The 23419-nt window shown below is 35.3% G+C and carries 19 protein-coding genes and 1 riboswitch; of the genes, 16 read left to right on the forward strand and 3 right to left on the reverse strand.

All coding sequences use genetic code 11. From position 1 onward, the window contains the following. Position 1: 1 nt before the first annotated feature. The 10 genes from ACSBPO_RS08650 (at position 2) to ACSBPO_RS08695 (ending at position 13503) form a co-directional block, all read left to right on the forward strand. Entirely contained in the window at positions 2–1519 is a 1518-nt protein-coding gene (locus tag ACSBPO_RS08650) for an MDR family MFS transporter (RefSeq protein ID WP_442599655.1), read from the forward strand. A 157-nt stretch (positions 1520–1676) separates the two neighbouring features. Next, on the forward strand, positions 1677–3395 hold the full coding sequence (locus ACSBPO_RS08655; protein WP_442599656.1) for a methyl-accepting chemotaxis protein: 1719 nt from the start codon (positions 1677–1679) through the stop codon (positions 3393–3395). A gap of 184 nt (positions 3396–3579) precedes the next feature. Continuing rightward, on the forward strand, positions 3580–4725 hold the full coding sequence (locus ACSBPO_RS08660) for an exonuclease SbcCD subunit D (RefSeq protein ID WP_442599657.1): 1146 nt from the start codon (positions 3580–3582) through the stop codon (positions 4723–4725). Next, the gene (locus ACSBPO_RS08665; RefSeq protein ID WP_442599658.1) at positions 4722–7859 is read left to right on the forward strand and encodes an AAA family ATPase; all 3138 of its coding nucleotides are present in this window, start codon (positions 4722–4724) and stop codon (positions 7857–7859) included. Before ACSBPO_RS08660 ends, ACSBPO_RS08665 begins: the two co-directional genes overlap by 4 nt. Positions 7860–7987: 128 nt before the next feature. Then, positions 7988–8779, forward strand: a complete 792-nt coding sequence (locus ACSBPO_RS08670) for an SDR family NAD(P)-dependent oxidoreductase (RefSeq protein ID WP_442599659.1) — start codon at positions 7988–7990, stop codon at positions 8777–8779. Positions 8780–8849: 70 nt separating this feature from the next. Continuing rightward, positions 8850–9080, forward strand: coding sequence for a hypothetical protein (locus ACSBPO_RS08675; RefSeq protein WP_442599660.1), 231 nt, complete (start codon positions 8850–8852; stop codon positions 9078–9080). A gap of 164 nt (positions 9081–9244) precedes the next feature. Continuing rightward, positions 9245–9709 carry a VOC family protein gene (locus ACSBPO_RS08680; RefSeq protein WP_442599661.1) on the forward strand — a complete coding sequence of 155 codons (465 nt, stop codon included), beginning with the start codon at positions 9245–9247 and terminating at the stop codon, positions 9707–9709. 125 nt (positions 9710–9834) lie between these two features. Then, positions 9835–10641 carry a type II pantothenate kinase gene (coaW, locus tag ACSBPO_RS08685; protein ID WP_442599662.1) on the forward strand — a complete coding sequence of 269 codons (807 nt, stop codon included), beginning with the start codon at positions 9835–9837 and terminating at the stop codon, positions 10639–10641. A 76-nt stretch (positions 10642–10717) separates the two neighbouring features. Beyond that, positions 10718–12577 (forward strand): selenocysteine-specific translation elongation factor, encoded by a 1860-nt coding sequence (selB, locus tag ACSBPO_RS08690; protein WP_442600332.1) that lies wholly within the window; start codon positions 10718–10720, stop codon positions 12575–12577. Positions 12578–12696: 119 nt separating this feature from the next. Further along, positions 12697–13503: an extradiol ring-cleavage dioxygenase gene (locus tag ACSBPO_RS08695; RefSeq protein ID WP_442599663.1), complete on the forward strand. Its 807-nt coding sequence runs from the start codon at positions 12697–12699 to the stop codon at positions 13501–13503. 39 nt (positions 13504–13542) lie between these two features. Here ACSBPO_RS08695 and ACSBPO_RS08700 read toward each other — a convergent pair whose 3' ends face one another. Next, positions 13543–14052, reverse strand: a complete 510-nt coding sequence (locus ACSBPO_RS08700; protein WP_442599664.1) for a phosphatase PAP2 family protein — start codon at positions 14050–14052, stop codon at positions 13543–13545. 205 nt (positions 14053–14257) lie between these two features. Continuing rightward, entirely contained in the window at positions 14258–14770 is a 513-nt protein-coding gene (locus ACSBPO_RS08705) for a DUF3231 family protein (RefSeq protein WP_442599665.1), read from the reverse strand. Positions 14771–14948: 178 nt separating this feature from the next. Between ACSBPO_RS08705 and ACSBPO_RS08710 the strand changes: the two genes are divergently transcribed. Both ACSBPO_RS08710 and ACSBPO_RS08715 read left to right on the forward strand, forming a co-directional pair. Continuing rightward, on the forward strand, positions 14949–16208 hold the full coding sequence (locus tag ACSBPO_RS08710; protein ID WP_442599666.1) for an erythromycin esterase family protein: 1260 nt from the start codon (positions 14949–14951) through the stop codon (positions 16206–16208). 102 nt (positions 16209–16310) lie between these two features. Next, positions 16311–16895, forward strand: coding sequence for a DJ-1/PfpI family protein (locus ACSBPO_RS08715; protein ID WP_442599667.1), 585 nt, complete (start codon positions 16311–16313; stop codon positions 16893–16895). Positions 16896–16933: 38 nt separating this feature from the next. On the opposite strand, the gene ACSBPO_RS08720 is transcribed toward ACSBPO_RS08715, so the two are convergent. Further along, the gene (locus ACSBPO_RS08720; protein WP_442599668.1) at positions 16934–17371 is read right to left on the reverse strand and encodes a peptidylprolyl isomerase; all 438 of its coding nucleotides are present in this window, start codon (positions 17369–17371) and stop codon (positions 16934–16936) included. Positions 17372–17654: 283 nt separating this feature from the next. Between ACSBPO_RS08720 and ACSBPO_RS08725 the strand changes: the two genes are divergently transcribed. The 4 genes from ACSBPO_RS08725 (at position 17655) to ACSBPO_RS08740 (ending at position 23414) form a co-directional block, all read left to right on the forward strand. Next, positions 17655–19190 carry a DEAD/DEAH box helicase gene (locus ACSBPO_RS08725; RefSeq protein WP_442599669.1) on the forward strand — a complete coding sequence of 512 codons (1536 nt, stop codon included), beginning with the start codon at positions 17655–17657 and terminating at the stop codon, positions 19188–19190. Between the two features lie 80 nt (positions 19191–19270). After that, entirely contained in the window at positions 19271–19810 is a 540-nt protein-coding gene (locus ACSBPO_RS08730; protein WP_442599670.1) for a flavodoxin family protein, read from the forward strand. 104 nt (positions 19811–19914) lie between these two features. After that, positions 19915–21057 carry an acyltransferase family protein gene (locus tag ACSBPO_RS08735; protein WP_442599671.1) on the forward strand — a complete coding sequence of 381 codons (1143 nt, stop codon included), beginning with the start codon at positions 19915–19917 and terminating at the stop codon, positions 21055–21057. A gap of 264 nt (positions 21058–21321) precedes the next feature. After that, positions 21322–21514, forward strand: a riboswitch (cobalamin riboswitch). A gap of 127 nt (positions 21515–21641) precedes the next feature. Next, positions 21642–23414, forward strand: coding sequence for a DUF4430 domain-containing protein (locus tag ACSBPO_RS08740; RefSeq protein ID WP_442599672.1), 1773 nt, complete (start codon positions 21642–21644; stop codon positions 23412–23414). Positions 23415–23419: the final 5 nt, after the last annotated feature.

Here is a 23419-nt window from a genome sequence, read left to right on the forward strand (position 1 = left end):
AATGGTTGGTAAAGAAAGTAATCTTAAATTAGTGGTTGCGGGTTTGTTGTTAGGTATTTTCATGGCTGCAATGGATAATACCATTGTTGCGACCGCAATGGGAACCATTGTAGCGGACCTAGGGGGTTTTGATAAATTTGTATGGGTCACATCCGCTTATATGGTTGCCGTAATGGCTGGGATGCCGATTTTTGGTAAGCTATCAGACATGTACGGAAGAAAGCGATTTTTTATTTTTGGATTAGCACTGTTCTTAATTGGATCAGCTCTATGTGGAATTGCTCAAACGATTGAACAGCTTAGTGTTTTTCGTGCCATTCAAGGGATTGGCGGGGGAGCTTTAATGCCCATTGCTTTTACGATTGTTTTTGATGTATTTCCACCGGAAAAACGTGGAAAGATGACAGGATTACTTGGGGCAGTTTTTGGACTATCAAGTGTATTGGGTCCGCTTCTTGGTGCCTACATTACCGATTTAATTAGTTGGCACTGGGTATTTTATATTAATGTTCCAATAGGTATTGTTTCCTTATTCTTGATTGTTAAGTATTATAAGGAATCTCCCCAACATTTACAGCAAAAAATTGATTGGTGGGGGGCAATTACCCTTGTTGTGGCGGTAGTAAGTCTAATGTTTGGGTTAGAATTAGGCGGGAAAGAGTATGAGTGGAATTCCATTCAAATCATAAGTCTATTTACAATATTTGGGTTATTTTTTGTTTTCTTTTTTTACATAGAGACGAGAGCGAAAGACCCTATTATTTCCTTTTGGATGTTTAAAAATCGCTTATTTGCAACCTCGCAAATATTAGCATTTTTATACGGAGCTACATTTGTTATTTTAGCTGTATTTATACCCATTTTTGTACAAGCCGTTTATGGTGGTTCCGCAAAAAGTGCTGGGTTTGTTTTAACACCTATGATGTTAGGTTCTGTAGCAGGAAGTGCAATTGGTGGGATTTTTCAAACCAAAACAACCTATCGTAATTTAATGATCATTTCTGTTATTTCTTATTTTATAGGAATGTTCCTTCTTTCTGGAATAGGACCTGAAACCTCCCGATTAATCCTAACGATTTATATGATTATCGTTGGATTTGGAATGGGCTTTTCATTCTCGTTATTACCATCTGCAACCATTCATAAATTAGATCCACGCTACCGTGGTTCTGCCAATTCAACAAATTCATTTCTTCGATCACTTGGTATGACACTTGGTATAACCATATTCGGAACGATACAAAATAAAGTGTTTACTAATGATTTAAAGGAAGCTTTTAAAGGTATGGATAGTGGGGGAATGATGAGTTTTGGTAATCCGCAGCAAATTTTTGAGCCAGGTCAACGTACGCAAATACCTGGGTTTGTTTTAGATAAAATAGTAGCTGCCATGTCCCATTCTATCACCTATACTTTTTTTGTGGCATTATTTCCTATTGTAATTTCAGCTGTTGCTGTATTTTTAATGGGAAATGCACGAGTAGAGATTAACAAAGAAATCACGAACGAGCCATCATAAAAGTGAAAACACTAGAACGAAATTTGTTCTAGTGTTTTTTTTATCGAGAGCTCTATTTAAATATTGTATTAATATAATGATTCTAGTAAAATAGTCCTGTGTTATGGAATTCTTTACCTTAATTAAATTATTTTTCCATACCTTAGGGGGTTACACCATGAGAAAAAGTATTCTGTTTAAAATGCTGTTGAGTTTTTCGATTATTGTTTTTATGGCTTGTTTGATCATAACTACTGTTAATTATTATTCTTCTACAAAACTAGTAAAAGACACAATTAGTAATCAAGCAGGATTGATTGCAAAGCAAGCTTTAAAGCTAATAGATATCGAAGAATATAAAACAATTACGATCCAATCGGGAGAAAATCAATATTATCATCAACTTCGAAGTGAATTAAATCAGTTAAGAGAGACTACAGGTCTAGTTTATTTATATACAATGTCTCGGGAGAAAAAGGGAGATGCATATGAATATTACTATATGGTTGATGGTATGCCTGCAGGAGACGAAGATGCATCAGCATTGGGAGACCAGGAAGACGCTAATTCTTATCCAAAGATGATTGCTGCTTTTGATACTGGAAAAATTCAAACCGAAATGACCAATACAGAAGATTATGGAGGTTTAGTAACAACCTACATTCCAATAAAAGATACATCAGGAAAAGTGATCGGGATTGTTGGAGCAGATTATGATGCAAATGGTGTCTATAATGCCTTATCAAAAAATCAAAAGCAGATGTTTATGATTTCAATAGGGGTATTGTTAGTAGCATTAATAATTGTTTTTGGCTTTTCTAATTATATTATAAGTCCTTTAAAACGATTAACCGTTCAGGTAGAGAAGGTTAGAAAGGGCGATTTATCAATAAATATAAGCAATGAACGTAAAGATGAAATAGGTATTCTTACGAATGCTTTTCAGCAAATGGTTCAGGATTTAAGAAGTATGATATTGGGGATTAATGAGAGTTCTAGTCATTTAATCAATAGTTCACATCAATTATTAAGTAATGCCACTGAAGTTCAAGAAGGAAGTAAGCAAGTAGCATCATCTATTATCGAAGTTTCCCAAAATGCCGAAACACAATTTCGTAGTTCAGAAGAAAGTGCTTCTGTAATGGTAGAGATGACAAAAGGGATTCAACAAATAGCATCTGCCTCTTCGACCGTAACGGAGGTTTCCGGTTCCACTTTAGCTGTAGCAGAAAAGGGATTTGAAAAGGTAGAAGATGCAGTAAACCATATGGCTACAATAAATCGTTCTGTTCAGTTATCGGAAGTAGCCATGAAGAAATTAGAAACTAGGTCATCAGAGATTTCTAGTATTGTAAACATGATTAGTGATATCTCAGCACAAACGAATCTCCTAGCATTAAATGCAGCAATTGAAGCTGCAAGAGCTGGTGAACATGGTAAAGGCTTTGCGGTGGTAGCTAATGAAGTGAAAAAATTGGCAGAGCAATCACAAGTATCTGCAGAAAGCATAAACCAATTAATCATAAACATGAGTGAGGAAACAAACCAATCTGTTTCAACATTAAATACAGTTATTACAGATGTACAAAAAGGAATAACTGTCGTTGAAGAAGCTGGGGAGTCTTTTAGTAAGATTTTACAAGCGATTAAGGAAATTGATATGAAAATCCAAGAAGTTTCAGCGACATCAGAAGAAATGTTTGCTTCGACTGAAGAATTCTCTGCTGCTGTCAATGAATCATCTGTAATGGCAGAAAAGTCAGCTCAACAAACAAAAGTTATTGAGAAAGTGGTCTTTGAACAGGACCAATTTGTTGGAGAAATTTCAGAACAGATTAAGCGACTCAACGAAATGGCTGATGAATTGAGAAGTCTTGTACAAAAATTTAATTTATAAACTGCAAAAAACTACCAACTATGAAAATGCCTCGTAAATGTTTGAGAAAAATAACATTACGAGGCATTTCACTATAATTAATGGTAGTTTTTTTTGTCTCTACTAGATTTTACAAATTAGGATAACACAATAATTTGATATACTTAGAGAATAAAATAGTGCAGAAACAGTAGAGGTGAATTATATGAAGTTTATTCATACAGCGGATTGGCACCTAGGTAAGCTTGTTCATGGAGTTTATATGACAGCGGATCAAAGAGAAGCCTTGATTCAGTTTTGTCATGTTATCGAAACAGAAAAACCAGATGCAGTAGTTATTGCTGGTGATTTATACGATCGTTCTGTTCCTCCAACAGAAGCCGTTGAATTATTGGACGAAATGTTATTTAAGATTAACGTGGAACTTAATACACCTATTATTGCAATTGCCGGTAATCATGATAGTGCGGAACGTCTTTCATTTGGCAGTTCGTGGTATAAACATAGTCAATTTTATTTATCTGGGAAACTTTCGGCAAGTTTTGAACCCGTTAGAGTAAATGGAGTTAATTTTTATTTAATACCTTATGCTGAACCTGGTATTGTTCGCCAGATATTAGAAGATGATTCTATTCATTCACATCAGGATGCTATGAAGGCAGTAATAGGAAGGATAGAAAGAAATCTGAATCCTAATGAACCCAATGTATTTGTAGGACATGCCTTTGTATTAGGAGGTCAAACATCTGACTCTGAACGAATTTTGTCAGTTGGTGGTTCAGGTTGTGTAACGGCAGATTTATTTGACCCATTTTCGTATACGGCACTCGGACACCTTCACAGTCCAGATGCCATACGCCATGATAAAGTGAAATATTCTGGTTCATTATTAAAATATTCGTTTTCCGAAGCGAACCATAAAAAGTCGATTTCCATTATTGAAATGAATGAAGACGGTAGTTTTCAACAACGCTATCACTCTCTAACTCCTAGACAGGATTTAAGAGAAGTAGAGGGGTACCTAGAAGAATTATTAGACCCGCAGTTTTATGAAAAACAGAAAGTAGATGATTATCTAAAGATCACGTTGTTAGATGAAGGAGCTTTATTAGATCCGATTAACAAGCTGCGTCAGGTTTATCCTAATGTTCTGCACTTGGAGAAAAAAATAAATGTGATTGATTTGAAGAAAAAACAATCTTTTAGTACAAACCGAGATGAAAAAAAGTCAGAATTGGAATTGTTTGAGCAATTTTATCAAGAAATGACGACATTAGAGTTTAGTGAAGAAAAACGAGAGGCTATGACACAAGTAATTGAAAAGGTGTTGAAGGAGGATTCTGGTAGATGAGACCATTAAAACTAACACTTCAAGCGTTTGGTCCTTACGCAGGGATAGAAACAATCGATTTTACTCAACTTGGAAATCGAACGATGTTTGTTATTTCTGGAAAAACTGGTTCAGGAAAAACAACCATTTTTGACGGAATAAGTTATGCCATCTATGGAAAGGCGAGTGGGGAAGATCGAAACGGACCGGAGCTAAGAAGCCAATTTGCCGCAGAGGATGTTTTAACGGAAGCGACTTTAGAGTTTTCCTTAAGAAATAAAAGATATCTTGTTATAAGGTCTCCACAGCAAGAAAGGAAGAAAAAGTCCGGAGAAGGCACTACCACCATACCTGCTAAGGCTGAACTCTATGAAATGGACGAGACGGGTAAAAAGAAGCTATTAGGTTCAAATGTACGTGAAGTGGAAGATAAAATCAAAGAAATTATGCTAATTGATAGTAACCAATTTAGACAAATTTTAATGATTCCTCAAGGAGAGTTTCGTAAATTATTAACGTCTGATTCAAAGGATAAAGAGGTTATATTACAAAGACTATTTCATACAGAAATTTATAAAATGATTGAAGATAGATTAAAAGACGAATCAAACGAATTGAAGCGTTCAGTAGAGGATAAGCTGAGAAAGAGAAGTGAATTGCTTCGACAAATTCACTTTTTATTTAATGAAGAGTTAAACAGCTATATGGAAGCAGAAAGTGAAAATGATGTTCTTATTCTTCCTCAACTAATAATCGAAATCGATTTGATGGAAAAAAAATTAGAAGAAATGAAGAGTGCTAGTGAGGATAAACAAAAAGAGCGTGATAACCTCCAAAGGAAAATTTTTGATGCAAAGCAGTTAATGGATCAAATTGCCAAACGAGATTCACTTTTGATTCGTAAAGAACAGCTTGAAGGACAAAAGTTTTCCTTCGATGCGAAAGAGCTAGAGGTTAAATTAGCCCAGAAGGCCGTCATTTTAACTCAACAGGATGAGCTATGTCATCGGTTAAAAAAAGAATTTGATATACTCTCAGAACAACAGCAATCTCAAATTGAATATGTGGAAAGATTAAAACAGTTATTAGCTAAACATGAATTAGAACTTAAAAATGAAATAGACCGTGAAGAGAGTCGTCAACAAGCCCAAGAAAAAATAAATTATTTATTTCGTGTAAAAGAAGACATTTACTCGTTTTCACAAATGCAAGAGGAAAGTAATCAGCTCTCAAAGAATATGGAACGAAACATAAACACCCTTACCCGACTAGAAGAAACGATTCAAAAGAATAAAATTCAAATCGAAGAGATTTCAAATCAAATAGCATCGATTGAAAAAGATAAAATAAGCTACTTAGAAAATGAGAGAAAAAAGGATAAGCTTCAAAATGAAATCCATTTACTGGAAAAGTATGAACAAGATTACCTAAAGTTACAAACCAAACAGTCACAATTAGAATCCAATACAAAGCTTTTAGATTATACAAAAGCAAGATATGAAGATGCACGGGTATTAGTCGATATGCTAGAAACAAATTGGATATCCGGACAAGCAGCGATTTTAGCAAAACAGCTAAAGGAAGGAGAGGCATGTCCAGTATGTGGATCCAATCATCACCCGCAAATAGCAGATTCACAAGGACAATCCATCCCTACCGATGCTGAATTAAAAGAAGCAAAAACACAATTATCAGAATTAGAACAAGAAAAAACAAATGCTGAGCATCAATTTATTATTTCTCGTGAGCAAGAAGAAGTTTTGAAAATTAAACTAAAAGAACTGCATGTAGATTTAGAAAAGTGGAGAGGCCCAATGAATGATTCTCAACTAACTCAGATTATCGAACAAGCCCGTTCAGATATGAGAAAGATTCAATCGGAGCAAGATATTCTACTTTCAAAAACTCAGATGCTTGAAAAACTTTTGCAGAATAAGGTTCAACTAGAGTCTTATGAGAAAGAGCAGTTAAACCATTCGCAAAACCTTAACAATGAAATTAATACCCAGAAATTACAATTAGCTGAGAAAACAGCTCTTTTAAATCGTATTAGTTCAACTGTTCCAGAAAACCTCCGATCTATTTCAGCATTTGAAAAGGCAAATGAGCAAGCAATAAAAGATCTTGAAGTATTGATGAAAAAATTAGAAAATGCACAAAAGGTATACCAAGATACGAAAATGAAATATGAAACGGAGAGTACAAGATTAAAGGATTTTACAAAGCTTTCTGAAGATAAAAAGCAAGAGTTAGAGTTAGAGAGAGAGCAATTTAAACAAAATATGCTAGCTCAAGGATTCGACTCCTATAAGCAATATCATGAAGCAAAGCGCTCAGACATACAGATATCTCAATTAGAAAACGATATTCGTCAATATCGCGAAGAATATCGCTCAGTCTTAGACCAATATCAACAATTGCTTGAAATACTAAAGGATGTTAAAGCACCTGAAATCAGCACTTTAACAAGAGAATTAGAAGAAGTTTCTGAACAACTAAAAATGTTAAATGATCAATTTACAAGTTTGCTCATTCAAAAACGTGATAATGAAACGATTTTACTTAAAGTAAAAGAATTAAATGATAATATGAAGACACTAGAAGAACGTTTTAATCTTATTGGTCATTTATTCGAAATTTCAAAAGGTCAAAATACGTATCGAATTACCTTTGAACGATATGTACTTGCTGCTTTCCTAGATGATATTTTAAGAGAAGCGAATAACAGACTAGTAAAAATGACTGGTGGTCGTTATCAGCTTTTACGAAAAACCGATCGCTCAAAAGGTAATGTACAGAGCGGATTAGAATTATTAATATTTGATCAATATACTGGACAAGAACGTCACGTAAAAACATTATCTGGGGGAGAAAGTTTTAAAGCATCTTTAGCATTAGCATTAGGCCTAGCGGATGTTGTTCAACAATATGCTGGTGGGGTTTCGCTCGAAACGATGTTTATTGATGAGGGGTTTGGCACCTTAGACCCCGAATCATTAGATCATGCTATTGAGGCATTAATGGATATTCAAAGCAGCGGCCGGTTAGTCGGGATTATTTCACATGTGCCTGAATTAAAAGAAAGAATTGACGCAAGACTTGAAGTTACTTCCACACAATCGGGTAGTACTACAGATTTTATTTTTACAAATTAGCTTTTATAGGCACCTAATCATGTATGGATTAGGTGTTTTTTCTGTACCCGAAATATGTTAAGATAATAAGAAGAAATTTACTTAATTTTCAGATTTAAAGAAAATAATAGGATGTAAAAGGAGAAGAAATGAATATAAATCTGGGTGGTAAAAAGGCTTTTATCAGTGGATCAACATCTGGAATCGGTTTTGCTATTGCGCTTGGACTTGTTAAAGTAGGTTCAACGGTATATATAAATGGTCGCACGAATGAGAGTGTCAATGATGCAATCCAGCGTATTAAGAAGACAGTTCCAAATGCAGAGATTTATGGTGTTACAGCGGATTTAAGTAAAAAAGAAGGTGTAAAAACGGTCTTTCATGAATTGCCGCAAGTGGATATTCTGGTCAATAATTTAGGGATATTTGAACCAAAACCATTTGTAGAAATAACAGATGATGATTGGGAAGAATATATTCAAGTTAATTTTATGAGTGCTGTTCGGTTATCAAGGTTTTATTTGCCTAATATGACAAAAAATCAATGGGGAAGAATCCTTTTTAATGCAAGCGCGTATTCGGGTTTTTATTCTGGTGAGATGGTTCATTATGGAGCAACCAAAGCCGCACTTTTAGCTCTTTCTCGGGGGCTGGCAGAAAGTGTTACAAATGGGGTAACGGTTAATGCATTTATACCAGGACCAACTAGAACAGAAAAAGTAGAGAAACACTTATCTGGAAATTCTAATGAAACTAATTCTGATTTTGACTCAATAGAAAGTCATATTTTTCATTCTATGTTACATACTTCGATATTAAAACGGTTTGTTAACCCAGAAGAGGTGGCAAATTTAGTCGTATTTTTAGCGTCTGAACAGGCATCGGCGATCACTGGTTCAGCCTTCAAAGTTGATGGTGGGATCTACCGAACTTTATTATGATAATAAAATAAAGGAATACGCTGTGTCACTCCCATTCTAGTCGGAATATGGGGGAGAGAAGGAGGAAAATATGAAGAAAATTCATGAAACACAATCGTCGGAATCCTATAAAAATGTAGAAGAAGATAAATTATATACACCTATAGAGGATTATCAACGGATTGAAGCGGGTGGCGTGTATAAAAAGAATCATATAAAACTTAGTACCCTGCCAAAAGGTATACGGTATATCGGATATGTGTTAATCGGCTTTACTGTCATAACAACAATAATCGGCATCATTATGACCATATTTTTCTAAAGTATAAGTTTCGAAGTTTTATTTTGGAAATTTAACCAACGTAAGATCTCTTTTTTGTATAAGACTAAAGTTGTAAAAGCTTTCAGTCTTTATTTGGATTTTATTTAGAAGCTTCTACATTACAATGAAGCTATAAATAATTTCTAAATAAAGGAGTTCAAATGATGAAAAACGCCAAATTATATGAAACACATGTTTATACAAAAAATTTAGAGGAAGCTATCTCTTTTTATCAAAAATTAGATTTGGAATTAGCATATGTTATAAATGAACGCAGGGTTGCCTTCTTTTGGTTAGGGGATTCAGCTATAAAAGAACAGATGTTAGGGATTTGGGAGGTACCAGTGGAAAAGTTTCGACCATCCCATTTTGCCTTTTATGTAAATAAAGAGGAACTAATAAATGTTCCAAGCTTCTTGAATGAAAAAGGAATAGAAATAAGTCCAAGTTTTGGATTAGATACAAGCGAACCCATTGTTCATTCTTGGATGCCATCAGCTAGCTATTACTTTGAAGATACAGATGGAAATTCACTAGAGTATATTACGGTTCTTGATGGGAAATCCAAACCTGAGGTTGGAGCTGTACATTTAAGTAAATGGGAAGCATTAACTAAACAGAGTGTCTAAAGGAATGTAAGGGATGGGGGATTTTACTCATCTCTTTTTCATTTGGCTTGGTCTTATAGCAAAAGTTTCTCTAGAGACTATGATAGATTATAATAGAGAAAAATAGTTTTTTTGGGGGAGTTATGTTGAGTGTCCAAAAAGTTGGGATTGACGCAGGAGGAACGTTAATCAAATTAGTCTATGAAGAAAATACCCATATACATTATAAAACTTATCCTATATCCCAGCTAGAAAGTGCGATGGACTGGTTAAAAATGATAGCTCCTAATGCTAAAGTCGCCTTAACAGGTGGGAAGGCTATTTTTTTATCTAAAAAGTATTTTCCTAATGCTATTCAAGTACCTGAATTTGAAGCAGCTTGTTATGGCGCAAGATATTTTCTAATGGAAGAAGGAAACAAACCTGATTCATGTATATTAGTTAATATTGGAACCGGAACATCATGGTTTTATTTACAAGGGGACAAATACGATCGTATTCTTGGAAGCGGCATCGGCGGTGGAACATTCATGGGGCTAGGAGAACTTTTAACAAATGAAAAAGAGTATGCCAGTCTTGTACAATTATCGGAAATAGGAAATAAGACAAAGGTAGATCTAACTGTTAACGATATTTACATGGGAGAAGAGACCCCTGTTGATGGGAACATAACAGCCAGTAATTTTGCTAGAGGTAAAATTGACAATCAATCGAAAGCAGACTTAATGGCAGCTGTTACGAATATGGTTGCAGAGACGATTGTATTATTAACGTTACAGGCTGCGGCGATGCACCATACAAATGAAGTTGTTTACATGGGTAGTACATTTAAAGGAAATCAGCCATTAATAAATGTATTGGAATCATATAAAGGCATGCTTGGGTTAAATACAAGATTTCTAAAAAAAGGTGAATTTTGTGGGGCAATGGGTGCTTTTTTATCACTAAGTTAAAATCTTTAGCCCCCATTGAAAATAAGATACATAGAAGTAGGTGTATGTATTGGAAAAAAGATATTTTACAATTGGGATGGCTGGTCATATTGATCATGGCAAGACATCTCTTACAAAAGCTTTAACCAATGTTGATACGGACAGATTAAAAGAAGAAAAGGAAAGGCAAATCTCCATTGAACTTGGGTTTGCGCCATTGTATGAAGATCATGAAATCCAAATATCTGTTATAGATGTTCCAGGGCATGAACGGTTTATTCGACAAATGATTGCGGGGGTTGCAGGAATTGATTTAGTCGTTTTAGTAGTTGCCGCGGATGAAGGGGTTATGCCACAAACTCAGGAACACTTGGATATTTTAGGGTTTCTAGGTGTTAAGAATGGAATTGTTGCGATAACGAAAATTGATCGTGTAGATGATGAATTTATTGATCTTGTCAAAGATGATATTTTAGGTGAATTACAAGGGACTGTTTTTGAAAATACTCCTTTTGTAATGGTTGATAGCTTAACAAAAAGGGGAATTGAAGAGCTAAAACAATTAATTATAAATACTTTAAAAAATCAATCTACTCGTGATTCCAAAGGGGCATTTCGATTACCAATTGACCAAGTATTTACCGTAAAGGGACAAGGTACGGTAGTTCGTGGCACGGTTTATGAAGGAGCAGTTGAAGAAGGACAATCATTAAAAATTATGCCAAAGGGTTTAGAAGTTCGTGCACGGCAATTACAGGTTCATCATTCACCTGCTGAAAGAGCTTATGCTGGACAACGTGCAGCCATTAATTTATCTGGGGTTTCTAAGGATGAAATTGAGCGGGGAGACGTTTTGGTTTCTTCTGAACATTTTATTGTAACTAATACAATTGATGTTGCGATAAGAGTAGTAGAAGACCTTGATTATATGGTTAAACAGAGAATGCCAATCAAGCTACATGTGGGAACAGCTGAAGTAATGGGGAAAATTGTGTTTTTTGACCGAAACGAATTAAAAGATGAAAACGGTGAAATCTTATGTCAGCTTCGTTTAGAAGAAGAAATTGTAACAAAGCGCGGTGACCGGTTTATTATACGTAGGCCAAGTCCACAAGAAACCATTGGGGGAGGTTGGATTATTGACCCAAGTGGTAATAAATACCGTTTTGGTGATAAGACAATAGAAGAGCTAGAGAAAAAGAAAAAAGGGACACCGATTGAGCGAATAACGGCTGCCTTATATGAAGCCAAAAGTCTCACATTAAATGAATTAATTAAGCGAACTTCGATTGATGAAGAAACCATTTTAAGTAATTTAAAACAGGATCACTTTATCCTTTACAACGGAAAAGAATATACTTTATCCATTCTTATCAATCACATAGAGGAAGAAATAGTAAGCCGTTTACATGATTATCATGAAAAAAATCCAATGAAACAAGGGTTAAATAAGGCGGAGCTTATACAATCCATGCAAGGTTTATATCCGAAAGGGCTCCTTGATTTTGTTGTTGAAAAAGGAATAGAGAAGGGTACCTTGGCTCGTAATGGACAATTCGTCTTTTTAGCTGAATTTAAACCACATGTCTCGAAAAATTGGCAAAAGCGGGTAGAGAATTTATTAGAGCAAATGAAACAAGATGGATTAAAAACACTTTACTTAGCTGATTATTTAAAAAATGCAGGAATACCTGAATCATTAATTCCTGATTTAAAGAGATTTTTGGAAGAACAGGAGTGGATCATTCCGTTAGATGATCAATATTATTATCATTCTGAAGTCTTCCTCCATGCAGTAGAAACTCTAAGAAAAGGGACAGAAGAAGATTTTGAAGTAAGTAAAGCAAAGGAAATATTAGATCTATCTCGAAAATATATGATTCCTTTCCTAGAGCGTTTGGATGCCAAGAATATAACGAAAAGAATAGAAAATAAACGGGTTTGGATAACAAAATAGATAGAATGAAATGCAGCTCCCCATAAAGGAGTTGTTTTTTTATATAAAAACAGGAATTTGCTACTTTCATCTATAATTTCTTATAGATGAGAATATCTTATGGAGAAGGGATGAAGGTTATGAATCCATTTGTTTTTGCATGTATCGCACCACATGGGGGAGAAATTATACCAGAATTAGCAGGAAAAGATCCAAAAAGAATGTCTATAACAAGGAATAGTCTTGTAAATTTAGGCACTGAAATGGAAAGAGCTAAACCAGACACCATTATTGTCCTAACTCCACATGGAACTCGTATAAATGGTCAATTTTCCATTACGGATTCAGAACGAATACAGGGAGATGTAGAGGAGAACGATTCCATTTATAAAATGGAAAAAGAAATTGATCGAGAGTTAGCACGGAAGATTGCAAAAATGGCTTCCGGATCTGGTCTGCCAGTAGGTACGATTAATTTTGCTACTGCTGCTGGCCCATTATCTTGTTTACCCTTAGATTGGGGAGCTATTGTTCCTTTAAGATTTATGCCTAGTGTTCCAATTGTGGTGATTACACCTTCGAGAGAAGTTTCTTATGAGAAGCATGTTGAATTCGGAAATGCTTTAAGAGAAGCTGTCTTGTCGTCTAACAAACGTGTAGCACTTATCGCAAGCTGTGACTGGTCACATGCTCATGATGTGAACGGACCATACGGGTATGACTCTGCAGCAAAAACATTAGATGAAGAGGTTGTTTCGTTAATCAAACAAAATCATTTTGAACAAATGGCAGAGTTCCCAGATGAGTATGTAGAAGCTGCAAAACCGGATGGTATATGGCAAGCCTTAATTTTAGCAGGAGCTATCAAACCGGAAGAACGCCAAGTTGAATTTTTATCCTACGAAGCACCTACATACTTTGGGTTAATATGTGCTGCTATAAGATAAAATGTCTGGTACATTAAGTATAAAAATTGGAAGCGACCCTTACTGGGGGTCGCTTTTGTTTCGATTAATTATGTTTACGATGTTGCTTATTGTTGAACCCACAACAGCACTTCTAATAATATCAGATGGATAATGATGTCCTACCCAGATTCTTGATAGCCCGGTAACAGCAGATAATCTTGTCATCAGTTTGCCAAGTCTAGGTTTTTTTAGAAAAATAGATGTTGAAACAGCAAAAGCTAGCAGCGTGTGTTTGCTAAAGTATGAAGAATCCATCTTAGAGGGTATTAGAATTCCTACCTTATGATAAAGAAAAGGTCTTGGTTTAAAATAGATAAGTTTACATACAAAATGAAGTAGCCAAGCAACACCTGCAGATTTGATAGCATCCAATGCAACCTCGCGGGAAGACTTATTTCTTATAAGTAAGTAAAAAAGAATAACTAAATAAAAATATCGTATCTTCTTAGAGAAAAAAATCATGATAAAGTCCATGACAGGATACCTGCCAGAGAAGTGGTTTAATACCTTAAATATTTTTTCGTCCATATGTATACTCCTGTTCTTTTTTATACACCTTGCATAGTTATTTTTCCTAGGGTGACTATTTTTAATCGATATTTTTTTGTTATTTTATCCCTTATGAAATTACAGATGATTTTCACTTTTATCTGCACTTTTTTGCTAGGTAGTGGAAGGTATAAAAAAGACGTCATAAGAAACCTTATGACGTCAGCTTATTTTTAAAAATATATTAGCACTCAACTGATTTGTGAATGTGAAGAGGAGGAGGAATTAACCAACCCTTTTCTTTATTAAGTCGCAGATATTTTCCTCCAAGTGTTGCCTTTTGCGTATGGAATTGTCCAAACATCATGGCAATATCTTCTCTAATACAGGAACCAATCATTTGACTGCAGGCCACTAAACCAGCAGCAATATCAGCAGAAATAGCTGCCGCTATTTCATTATCCATAAACCGAGCACCTACTGGTATTTCTTCTAGACATGCCTTTGGTCGATCTGGAGGAGAAGGAGGTAAACCAATACCATTTTCCTTTAGAAGTATTTCAATTTGTTTTGCTTCCTGTTGGGCAGCTTCAATCGATTCCTCAACTAATTTATGCAAATCACCGTCTCCGATGTGGTTTAACATGGTTTGATATCCAGCGACCATCGCTTTTGCACCTAATAAAAAGCTCCAAGTTCCAAATACTTCCCCGTAATGCATTGGTTCATCTTTCGGGTTACCACTTAATATACCCATAGTAAACCTCCTAAGTACGTTCATTTTTGTGCCACCTTTCATAAATGTGGACAAAATTAGGATTACCTTACTGCTGATATAAATGCACGAAGTCTACATGGTAATTTTATGTCTATAAAAAGGTGTTTTTGAAATAAGCAAAAGGACAAACTAAAGTAATAGTAGGAGGGAATATGACATGGATTATGAAAAAAGGATGATTGCATCCATAAAAAATGAGGCGATTTCCTTTGAGACGAATCGTGATTTCGACCAACTAATAGAAGCAATTGGAGATCGTCAATTTGTCTTGCTTGGGGAGGCATCACATGGCACTTCCGAGTTTTATCAAATTAGAATGGAGCTATCTAAACGCTTAATAACAGAAAAAGGGTTTTCTGTTATTGCGGTAGAAGGTGATTGGCCGTCATGCTTTACAGTTAATGAATATATAAAGGGTTTTAAAGGACAATCGGCATTAGATGCAGTCAAAGATTTTAATCGTTGGCCAACTTGGATGTGGGCAAATGAAGAAATACTTTCTCTTATTGACTGGATGAAAACTTATAATTCCATTTTTCACAATAAAGTTGGTTTCTATGGTATTGATGTTTATAGTCTGTGGGAATCCATGGAAGCACTTGTAAAAAACCTCGAAACGAGTGGTACTGGAGATGTTGAAAAAGCAAAAAAAGCTTTTTCGTGTTTTGAACCTTTTTACAGAAGGCCAGAAAATTATGGGATTTCAGCAGCATTTTACGGAGAGCATTGCCAAAATGAAGTTTCGGACCTATTAGCAACTTTACGTAAAAATCACTATCAATATGAAAAAGGTCATGAGGAATCACTTAATATCCAAGTAAATGGACTAGTAACACAAAATGCTGAAAAGTATTATAAGGCAATGGTCAGGGGTGGTCCAGATGATTGGAATATTAGAGATCACCACATGGTTAGTGCCATTGATGAAATTGTTTCGTTTTATGGAACAGAAACGAAGGTAATTGTTTGGGAGCATAATACCCATATTGGTGATGCAAGGGCAACAGATATGATTAGGGAAGGTTTAGTTAATGTTGGCCAAATCATGAGACAAAAATATGGTCACGAGAATGTTTACGCAGTTGGATTTGGAACCCATCGAGGAACGGTTATGGCTGCAAATCGATGGGGGGAAGAAATGCAGGTAATGAGTGTACCGATGGCAATAGATGGAAGCTGGGAGGATTTGATGCATAGAGCCGGCCCTTTTAATAAGTATTTATTGTTTAACCCTCAAAATGAGACTAGCTTTCGCAAGGAGATTGGGCACCGTGCAATTGGTGTTGTCTACAATCCGGAGTATGAACATCTCGGTAACTACGTAACCTCCATCATGTCAGAACGCTACAATGCCTTTTTTTATATAGATGAAACAAAAGCCTTATCACCATTAAAAACAGAAATATTACATGTTTAAAGGTGAAATACCCTCCAGTTTTTTGGAGGGTATTTATTAATGAAAGGATTTTTGTAACCTTTTATAGAAATATAGAAGATATTTAAAAAAGTGGGGGAAAATATGGAGAGGAAAGTATTGTTAGTTATATTTGAAACTTTTAGTGAGTTTGAAATATGCGTATTAGCTTCGATAGTAAAAAGGAAATATAAAATAGAAACTGTTTCTATTAATACTGAAAAAATAGTTGGAGAGTCAGGTTTACTTTTCTCTTCACATATACTTTTTGACGATATTAGGGTAGAAGATTATGATGCTATCATTATCCCAGGGGGAGATATGTTTTACATAAAAGATGCGGATAACCTGTTTTCATTAGTGAAAAGGTTTTATGATGCAAAAAAATTAGTTGCCGCCATTTGTAGTGGCCCATTTGTTCTATCAAAAGCTGGGATACTTGAACATCACCCTTTTACCGTCACCTTGACAAAAGAACAACGTCGATTTTTAAGCATTCCGGAAAACCATTTTATATATAAAGAAGTAGTAAAGGAAGAAAATATCATTACAGCTCAAGGTCATGCCTTTGTAGAATTTGGAATAGAGGTTGCAAGACATTTAAATTGTTTAAATCAGGATTTTGATATTGACTTTTATACGGGGAAAAGAAATAAATTTATGGAATTAGAATCAAAAATAATCAAATAAAAAAAGCTCATGAATGTCATGAGCTTTTTGTACTTTTCTTATTCTTCAACAATGCTTACTTCTTTCATTTTGTCGCCTTGTTTAATATCATCTACGAATTCCATACCTTCAACGACCTTACCAAAAACAGTATGAACTCCGTTTAAGTGTGGTTGTGGCTCGAATACGATAAAGAATTGGGAACCGCCAGTATCTTTTCCAGCATGCGCCATAGAAAGAGAACCGCGTTCATGCTTATGTGGGTTTCCTTGAGTTTCACATTTAATAGTGTAACCAGGACCACCAGTTCCAGTGCCGTGTGGGCATCCACCTTGAGCTACGAAGCCAGGAATAACACGGTGGAAGTTTAATCCGTTGTAGAAACCTTCTTTAATTAATTTCTCAAAGTTAGCTACTGTACCAGGTGCCTCTTTTTCGAATAATTCAATTTTAACTTGTCCGCCTTTTTCAAGGTCGATTACAGCGTATTTAGTCATATGTATGAACTCCTTTCAAATTTCTTATGTAAATACCTTTTGATTATATCCGAAATAAATAGAAAAAGAAAACGATGCGTATGAAAAATAGTATTTCTTGATAACTATCGATTATAAGAGTGATAATCAATGATATTAAACCAATCAAAAGGTGTTCATGCAGTGTTACCGCATGGAGCGATTCGTTAAAATGAACATAAAAATCAAATATTGTTAGCTTAACCCTACTTTTTAGGTCATAATAAAAATAGTTTTTTATTAGGATAGAAAGTAGGGGTATTTTTTGACGAATTTTTTATCGCTTGGCCTTTCTGAGTCTTTGGTAAAGACCTTAAAAAAAAATGGAGTAGCGGTTCCAACATCGATTCAGGAACAAGCCATTCCTTTATTATTAGCTGGTAAAGACGTGATTGCTCAATCCCAAACAGGAACAGGTAAGACCTTTGCATTTATCTTACCTATTCTAGAAAAGGTAGATCCTCAACATAATCATATACAAGCTCTGATTGTTACACCCACAAGGGAGTTAGCGCTTCAAATTACAAATGAAGTAAAAAAATTGTTAGAGGATAGACGAGATATCCGAGTTCTTGCCATATATGGGGGACAGGATGTGGAATCACAGCTGAAAAAATTGAAAAAAGGTATAGATATTGTAATCGGGACTCCCGGTAGATTATTAGACCATATTAGAAGACAGACTGTTAATTTCTCACGGACGGACTTTTTAGTATTAGATGAAGCTGACCAAATGCTTCATATTGGTTTTTTACCCGAAGTGGAAGAGATTATTAATGAAACATCTACCAATAGGCAAACCATGTTATTTTCCGCAACGATGCCGGATGAAATTCGAAAATTGGCCCGTAGACATATGAAGAATCCACAAAATATTCAAGTTGAAAAGACACAAGCACCACTTGAGAATATTAAACAAATGGCAATTAGCACGGTTGATAGAGCTAAGCAAGGGGATTTAATTGAATTATTAAATATCCATCGTCCGTTCCTTGGGGTCATTTTTTGCAGAACAAAGCGCAGGGTTAGTAAGCTTTATGAGGCATTAAAGGATAACGGATTTAACTGTGACGAATTACATGGTGATTTATCTCAAGCCAAACGGGAACAAGTGATGAAGAGATTTCGGAAAGCAGAGATTCAGTTTTTAATAGCTACAGATGTAGCAGCTCGTGGACTAGACGTAGAAGGTGTCACCCATGTATTTAACTATGACATTCCTGAAGATACAGAAAGCTATATTCATCGCATTGGAAGAACAGGTAGAGCTGGAGGACAAGGGATTGCCATTACACTATACTCACCGAAAGACCGTGATGCTTTATTAAATATTGAAAAGGATTTGAACCTTACTATTCCCAAGAAGAATATTGGAAATGAGAAAAAGGGCTTAGGTGATGGTGAAGGAAATCAAGAGGAACAATCAGCAGTAGACGATAAACCACGACGAGCAAAAAAAGGTAAAAACGAAAGAGCAGCAAATAGAAGAAGTAGAGAAGCAACAGAAAGAAAAGAATCAAGAGGAGGCAGTAGGGGGAAAAGAGAAGAAGGAAGAGGTTCAAGCCCAAGCAGAGAATCAAAGGGCGGTAACTCGAAGGGAAGAACCGAAAAAGGTTACCAACAACGTTCAGCAGCTGGAAGAGAGTCGCGAGAAAGTAATCCTCGGAATAGAGACGCTGGTCCAAGAATGGAGCAAAGAGAAGGTAATCGAAGAAGCGGTTCCTCAATCAGCAAAACAAGGAATCAACAATCTAGAAAACCATCTTCCAAAAGTGGTAGCTTTGGATCTAGAAATAGATAGTAAAGACATGATGGAATGAAAGAGGAGGGTATCCACCCTCCATTTTAAACCATTGTAGATCATAGCAAAGGAGTTAATCTATGTTTGTCATTTATGGTAGTTCTAGACCAGGTGGAAATACAGAACAGTTGGCTAATATTATTTTTCAAGGAGTAACAAAAGAAGAGGTGTACCTGCGTGATTTAAATATCATTCCTATAACCGATAAGCGTCACGATCCTGAAGGATTTCAAAAAGTAGGGGATGATTATCATCAGGTTGCTAAACAAATGTTAGATCATGAGGAGATTATATTTGTTACACCGCTGTATTGGTATGGAATGAGTGGACATATGAAAAACTTTATTGATCGCTGGTCTCAAAGCTTACGGGATAATGATTTAAATTTTGCGGAACGCATGAAAGATAAAAAAATGTACGTGGTAATTGTTGGTGGAAAAGGAGCAAGGATAAAAGGGCTGCCATTGATTGGTCAGTTTAATTATATTTTTGAATTTATGAAGGCTACATTTGAAGGATATTTAATCGGTGAGGCTAGCATCCCTGGTGATATACATAAAGATGAGTGGGCGATTCAACAAGCAAATCTATTGAATCAAAAATTAAAAGTATTGAACTAACCGTTAATTCATTAACGGTTTTTTATTTTTTTAAAAGGTTTTTAGTAAATATTGTCGAATTTTTTATTCTTATGGGTATTTCTTACTATAAAGGAGTCTGATATATGAAGGATCATACACTTAATCGTCAAGTAGATTTAGATTGGATAAGGGTTATAGCGACTGTAATGGTCTTTTTGTATCATTGTTCAATGTTTTTTAACCCTTTCGATTGGCATGTAAAAAATAACGTTATTAATACGAGCTATATATTAGTTTTTACTCTTCTTGTAGGAACGTGGATCATGCCGATTTTTTTTGCTATATCAGGGATTACAACCTTTCATGCTTTGAAAAAAAGAAATATGAAGGGCTTTGTTAAGGAACGATGTCTTCGACTAGGAATTCCTTTACTTTTTGGGGTCTTTGTATTAACCCCTCCCCAAGTGTATATCGAAAGAATAACTAACCAACAGTTTAGAGGAACGTTTTTTGAATTTTTCCCCCATTATTTTGATGGGGTATATTTAGAGTTTTATGGCACTGGTAATTTTGCTTTCTTCGGTTTGCATTTATGGTATTTACTAGTTTTGCTTATATTTTCACTTTTATCGTTGCCTATACTCACTAAAATAAAAGTAGCCGATAAATTTAGCTTAACACATTACGTTCTTTTTTCTTTTATCCTTTTCATTTTATCTGTGTTTGTCGAGATAGTAAATTTAGGTGGATGGGGATTGCCATTTTATTTTGTTATCTATTTAGTAGGTTATATCTATTTCTCTCAGGATTCTTTTAGAAATTTTTATCGAAAAAACGGTCTATGGATCGGTTTTATCGCCTTATTAACTTCAGTTCTATATATTTATTGGTTTTTGAAAGGAATGCCGAAAAATGGAACTCTTTTATCTTTATGCTTTACATATTTAAAGGTATTAAATGGTTGGAATTGGCTAATATTTATTTTTTATTTAGGTAACAAATACCTTGCAGCCCCAAAGAAGGGTCTAAAGTATGTAAGTCAAGCATCCATGCCCTTTTATGTTCTTCATCAACCGATTATTGTTAGTTTAGGATTCTATCTTTATCAACAATCCTGGAACATCCCAAGTAAACTACTATTTCTATGTTTTGTCTCTTTTGGAATCATCATGTTCCTATACCACTTTGTGATTCAAAGAGTATACATTCTAAGGGTTTTATTTGGACTAAAGGGTACTAGTCATAAAGGTAAAGAAATATTTAGTCCTACTGGGATATCTAAATAGTACCTTGGCAGTATTTGTTAAAGGCTCTTTTCTGAAACTTTGTTGCTTTTTCTAATTAATAAATAAGCATTTCACCATATAGGGTGTTAAACTCATTTGAAAATGAAGAAAAGAGCTGAGCACTTATTAAGAGAGCTTGTAAAAATCCGGCTTTAGGGATTTTTACGAAAACAACAAACTATACGAAAACAGCTTTGTTAAAACAATGATTTAATGATATACAAATCGACAATTCTTTTTGTATAATAAAGTCAACATAAAAAAATTGAATCGGCAAAAACAGGTGCTAAAATCTTAAAAAAGGATTTTAGCTTAATAGGGAAGTTTGGTTAAAAGCCAGCGCGGTCCCGCCACTGTAAATGGGAGCAACCTATAAAACGTCACTGTCCAAAAGGATGGGAAGACTTAGGGAGCTATGATCATGAGCCAGGAAACCTGCCTGTTTTTATTGCACCAATTGCCTACGCGGATAGGGGGGTGTTAAGTTAGAACGTTTTTATACGTTTCATTTCTTAACCTACTCCTCCTTAATTAGGAGGATTTTTTTATGCCAATCTTTAGAAATTGGAAAAGGAGAGGTTAGAATGATTTTAAATCGAAGAATGAATTTGTTTGCCGTACTTCTAGTAGTCATTGCTCTTTTTACAAGTTGTTTTGTAACAAATGCGCAGGCAGCTGGCGGTACAAACCAAGAAACAGTCGAGGTAGTTGGAAATGATCTAGAAAATCCTTTATTACCTGAAATGAATGTAGATGTAGATCATAAAACAGCTTTGGATGCTTTGGTAAATGCTGTTGGTTCTAGTAATCTTGAAACCTCTGAATCAGCATATGGAAAAATGATTACTGGCATTAATGGATTAAAAGCAAAAGATACTTTCTACTGGGCATTTTACATAAATGGATTTTCAGCGCAAGTTGGTGCGGACCAGTATATTGTCCAAGACGGAGATCACCTAAGCTTTCGTTATGTAGATTACACAGTCTCACCAGAAAAAACGGTTTCTATAAAGGTTTCAGGGAAGAAGGAGGTTATGAAAGAAGTAGCTGATATATCGTATATCAATGAACCAACTGCCTTCCAATTATTACAGGTTCTATGGGGTGATAAGGTTGCATTTTCTGACACTCAGTTTGGTAAAATGATCACCTCTATTAATGGACTTGCTGGTGAAGGAACTAATTATTGGGCATTTTATGTAAATGGACAAATGGCAACGGTCGGGGCTGACAGCTATAAACTTCAGGCGGGAGACCAAATTAGCTTCCAATATGAGTCATGGGAAAAACAAGAAGATGGCACCAATAAAGATAATAACACTACTCCAGGTGTAGCGATTTCAAATAAGGCTCTTCAAAAAGCTATTAATCTTACAAGCGAATATATATTGAAAAATCAAGTTAGCGAATGGGATGCAATTGCATTAAAGCAAACTGGTAAGACACTGCCAAAAACGTATCTGGACAATGTGACAAAAGTTATCAAAGACAAAAATGGTCACTTTTCAAAAATAACAGATTACGAGAGATATACTTTAGGAATACTGGCTGCAGGAGGAAATCCAACGGATGTTGCAGGTGTTAATCTTGTTGAAAAAATCTATAACGGTGATGTAACCAAACAAGGACTAAATGGAGTAGCTTATGCACTTATCGCCATAGATAGTGCTAACTTTAAGATTCCTAATAATGCAAAATGGCCACGTGAAAAGTTAGTCAACCAACTTTTAGAAAAGCAAAATAAAGATGGGGGCTGGTCTTGGGATGGTAGCGCAACAAGTGATATCGATACGACGGCAATGGTTATAACAGCAATCGCACCTTATAAAAATGAAGCGAAAACAAAGGAAACAATCGAGGCTGCAATTGAGTTTTTATCTACACAATATCTTGCAGGTAAGGTTGATAATAGTTCAACAGCATCTCAATTAGTCGTTGCTTTATCTTCGTTAGGAATAAATGCAAATGGAACAGCATTTACAAAAGATGGAGTAAGTCTCATAGCTTATCTACTTACCTATCAAAATGTGGATGGCGGTTTTGATTGGCAGGGTGGGAATAGCAGTGATGTGTTCTCCACAAGTCAAGCATATCAAGCAATAGTAGCTTTTCAACTTTTTCAAAATGGTAAAGGATCTTTATACAACCTGCCATTGAACCCTGTAAAAGCTGTGCCGAATACACAAAAAAAGGAATCTAGCAATGAAAACAAAACGACTTCTGATTCAGAAAAAGTTCAAGATGGGAAGCCACTTCCAAACACAGCAACCAATCAATATAATCTGTTAGCATTTGGTCTTCTCCTTTTGCTGGCCGGAACTGTTTTTTATATGATTGAGAAAAGAAAGAAGGCTTAATGGGG

Source organism: Neobacillus sp. D3-1R (assembly GCF_052180215.1).
GTDB lineage: Bacteria > Bacillota > Bacilli > Bacillales > Cytobacillaceae > Pseudoneobacillus.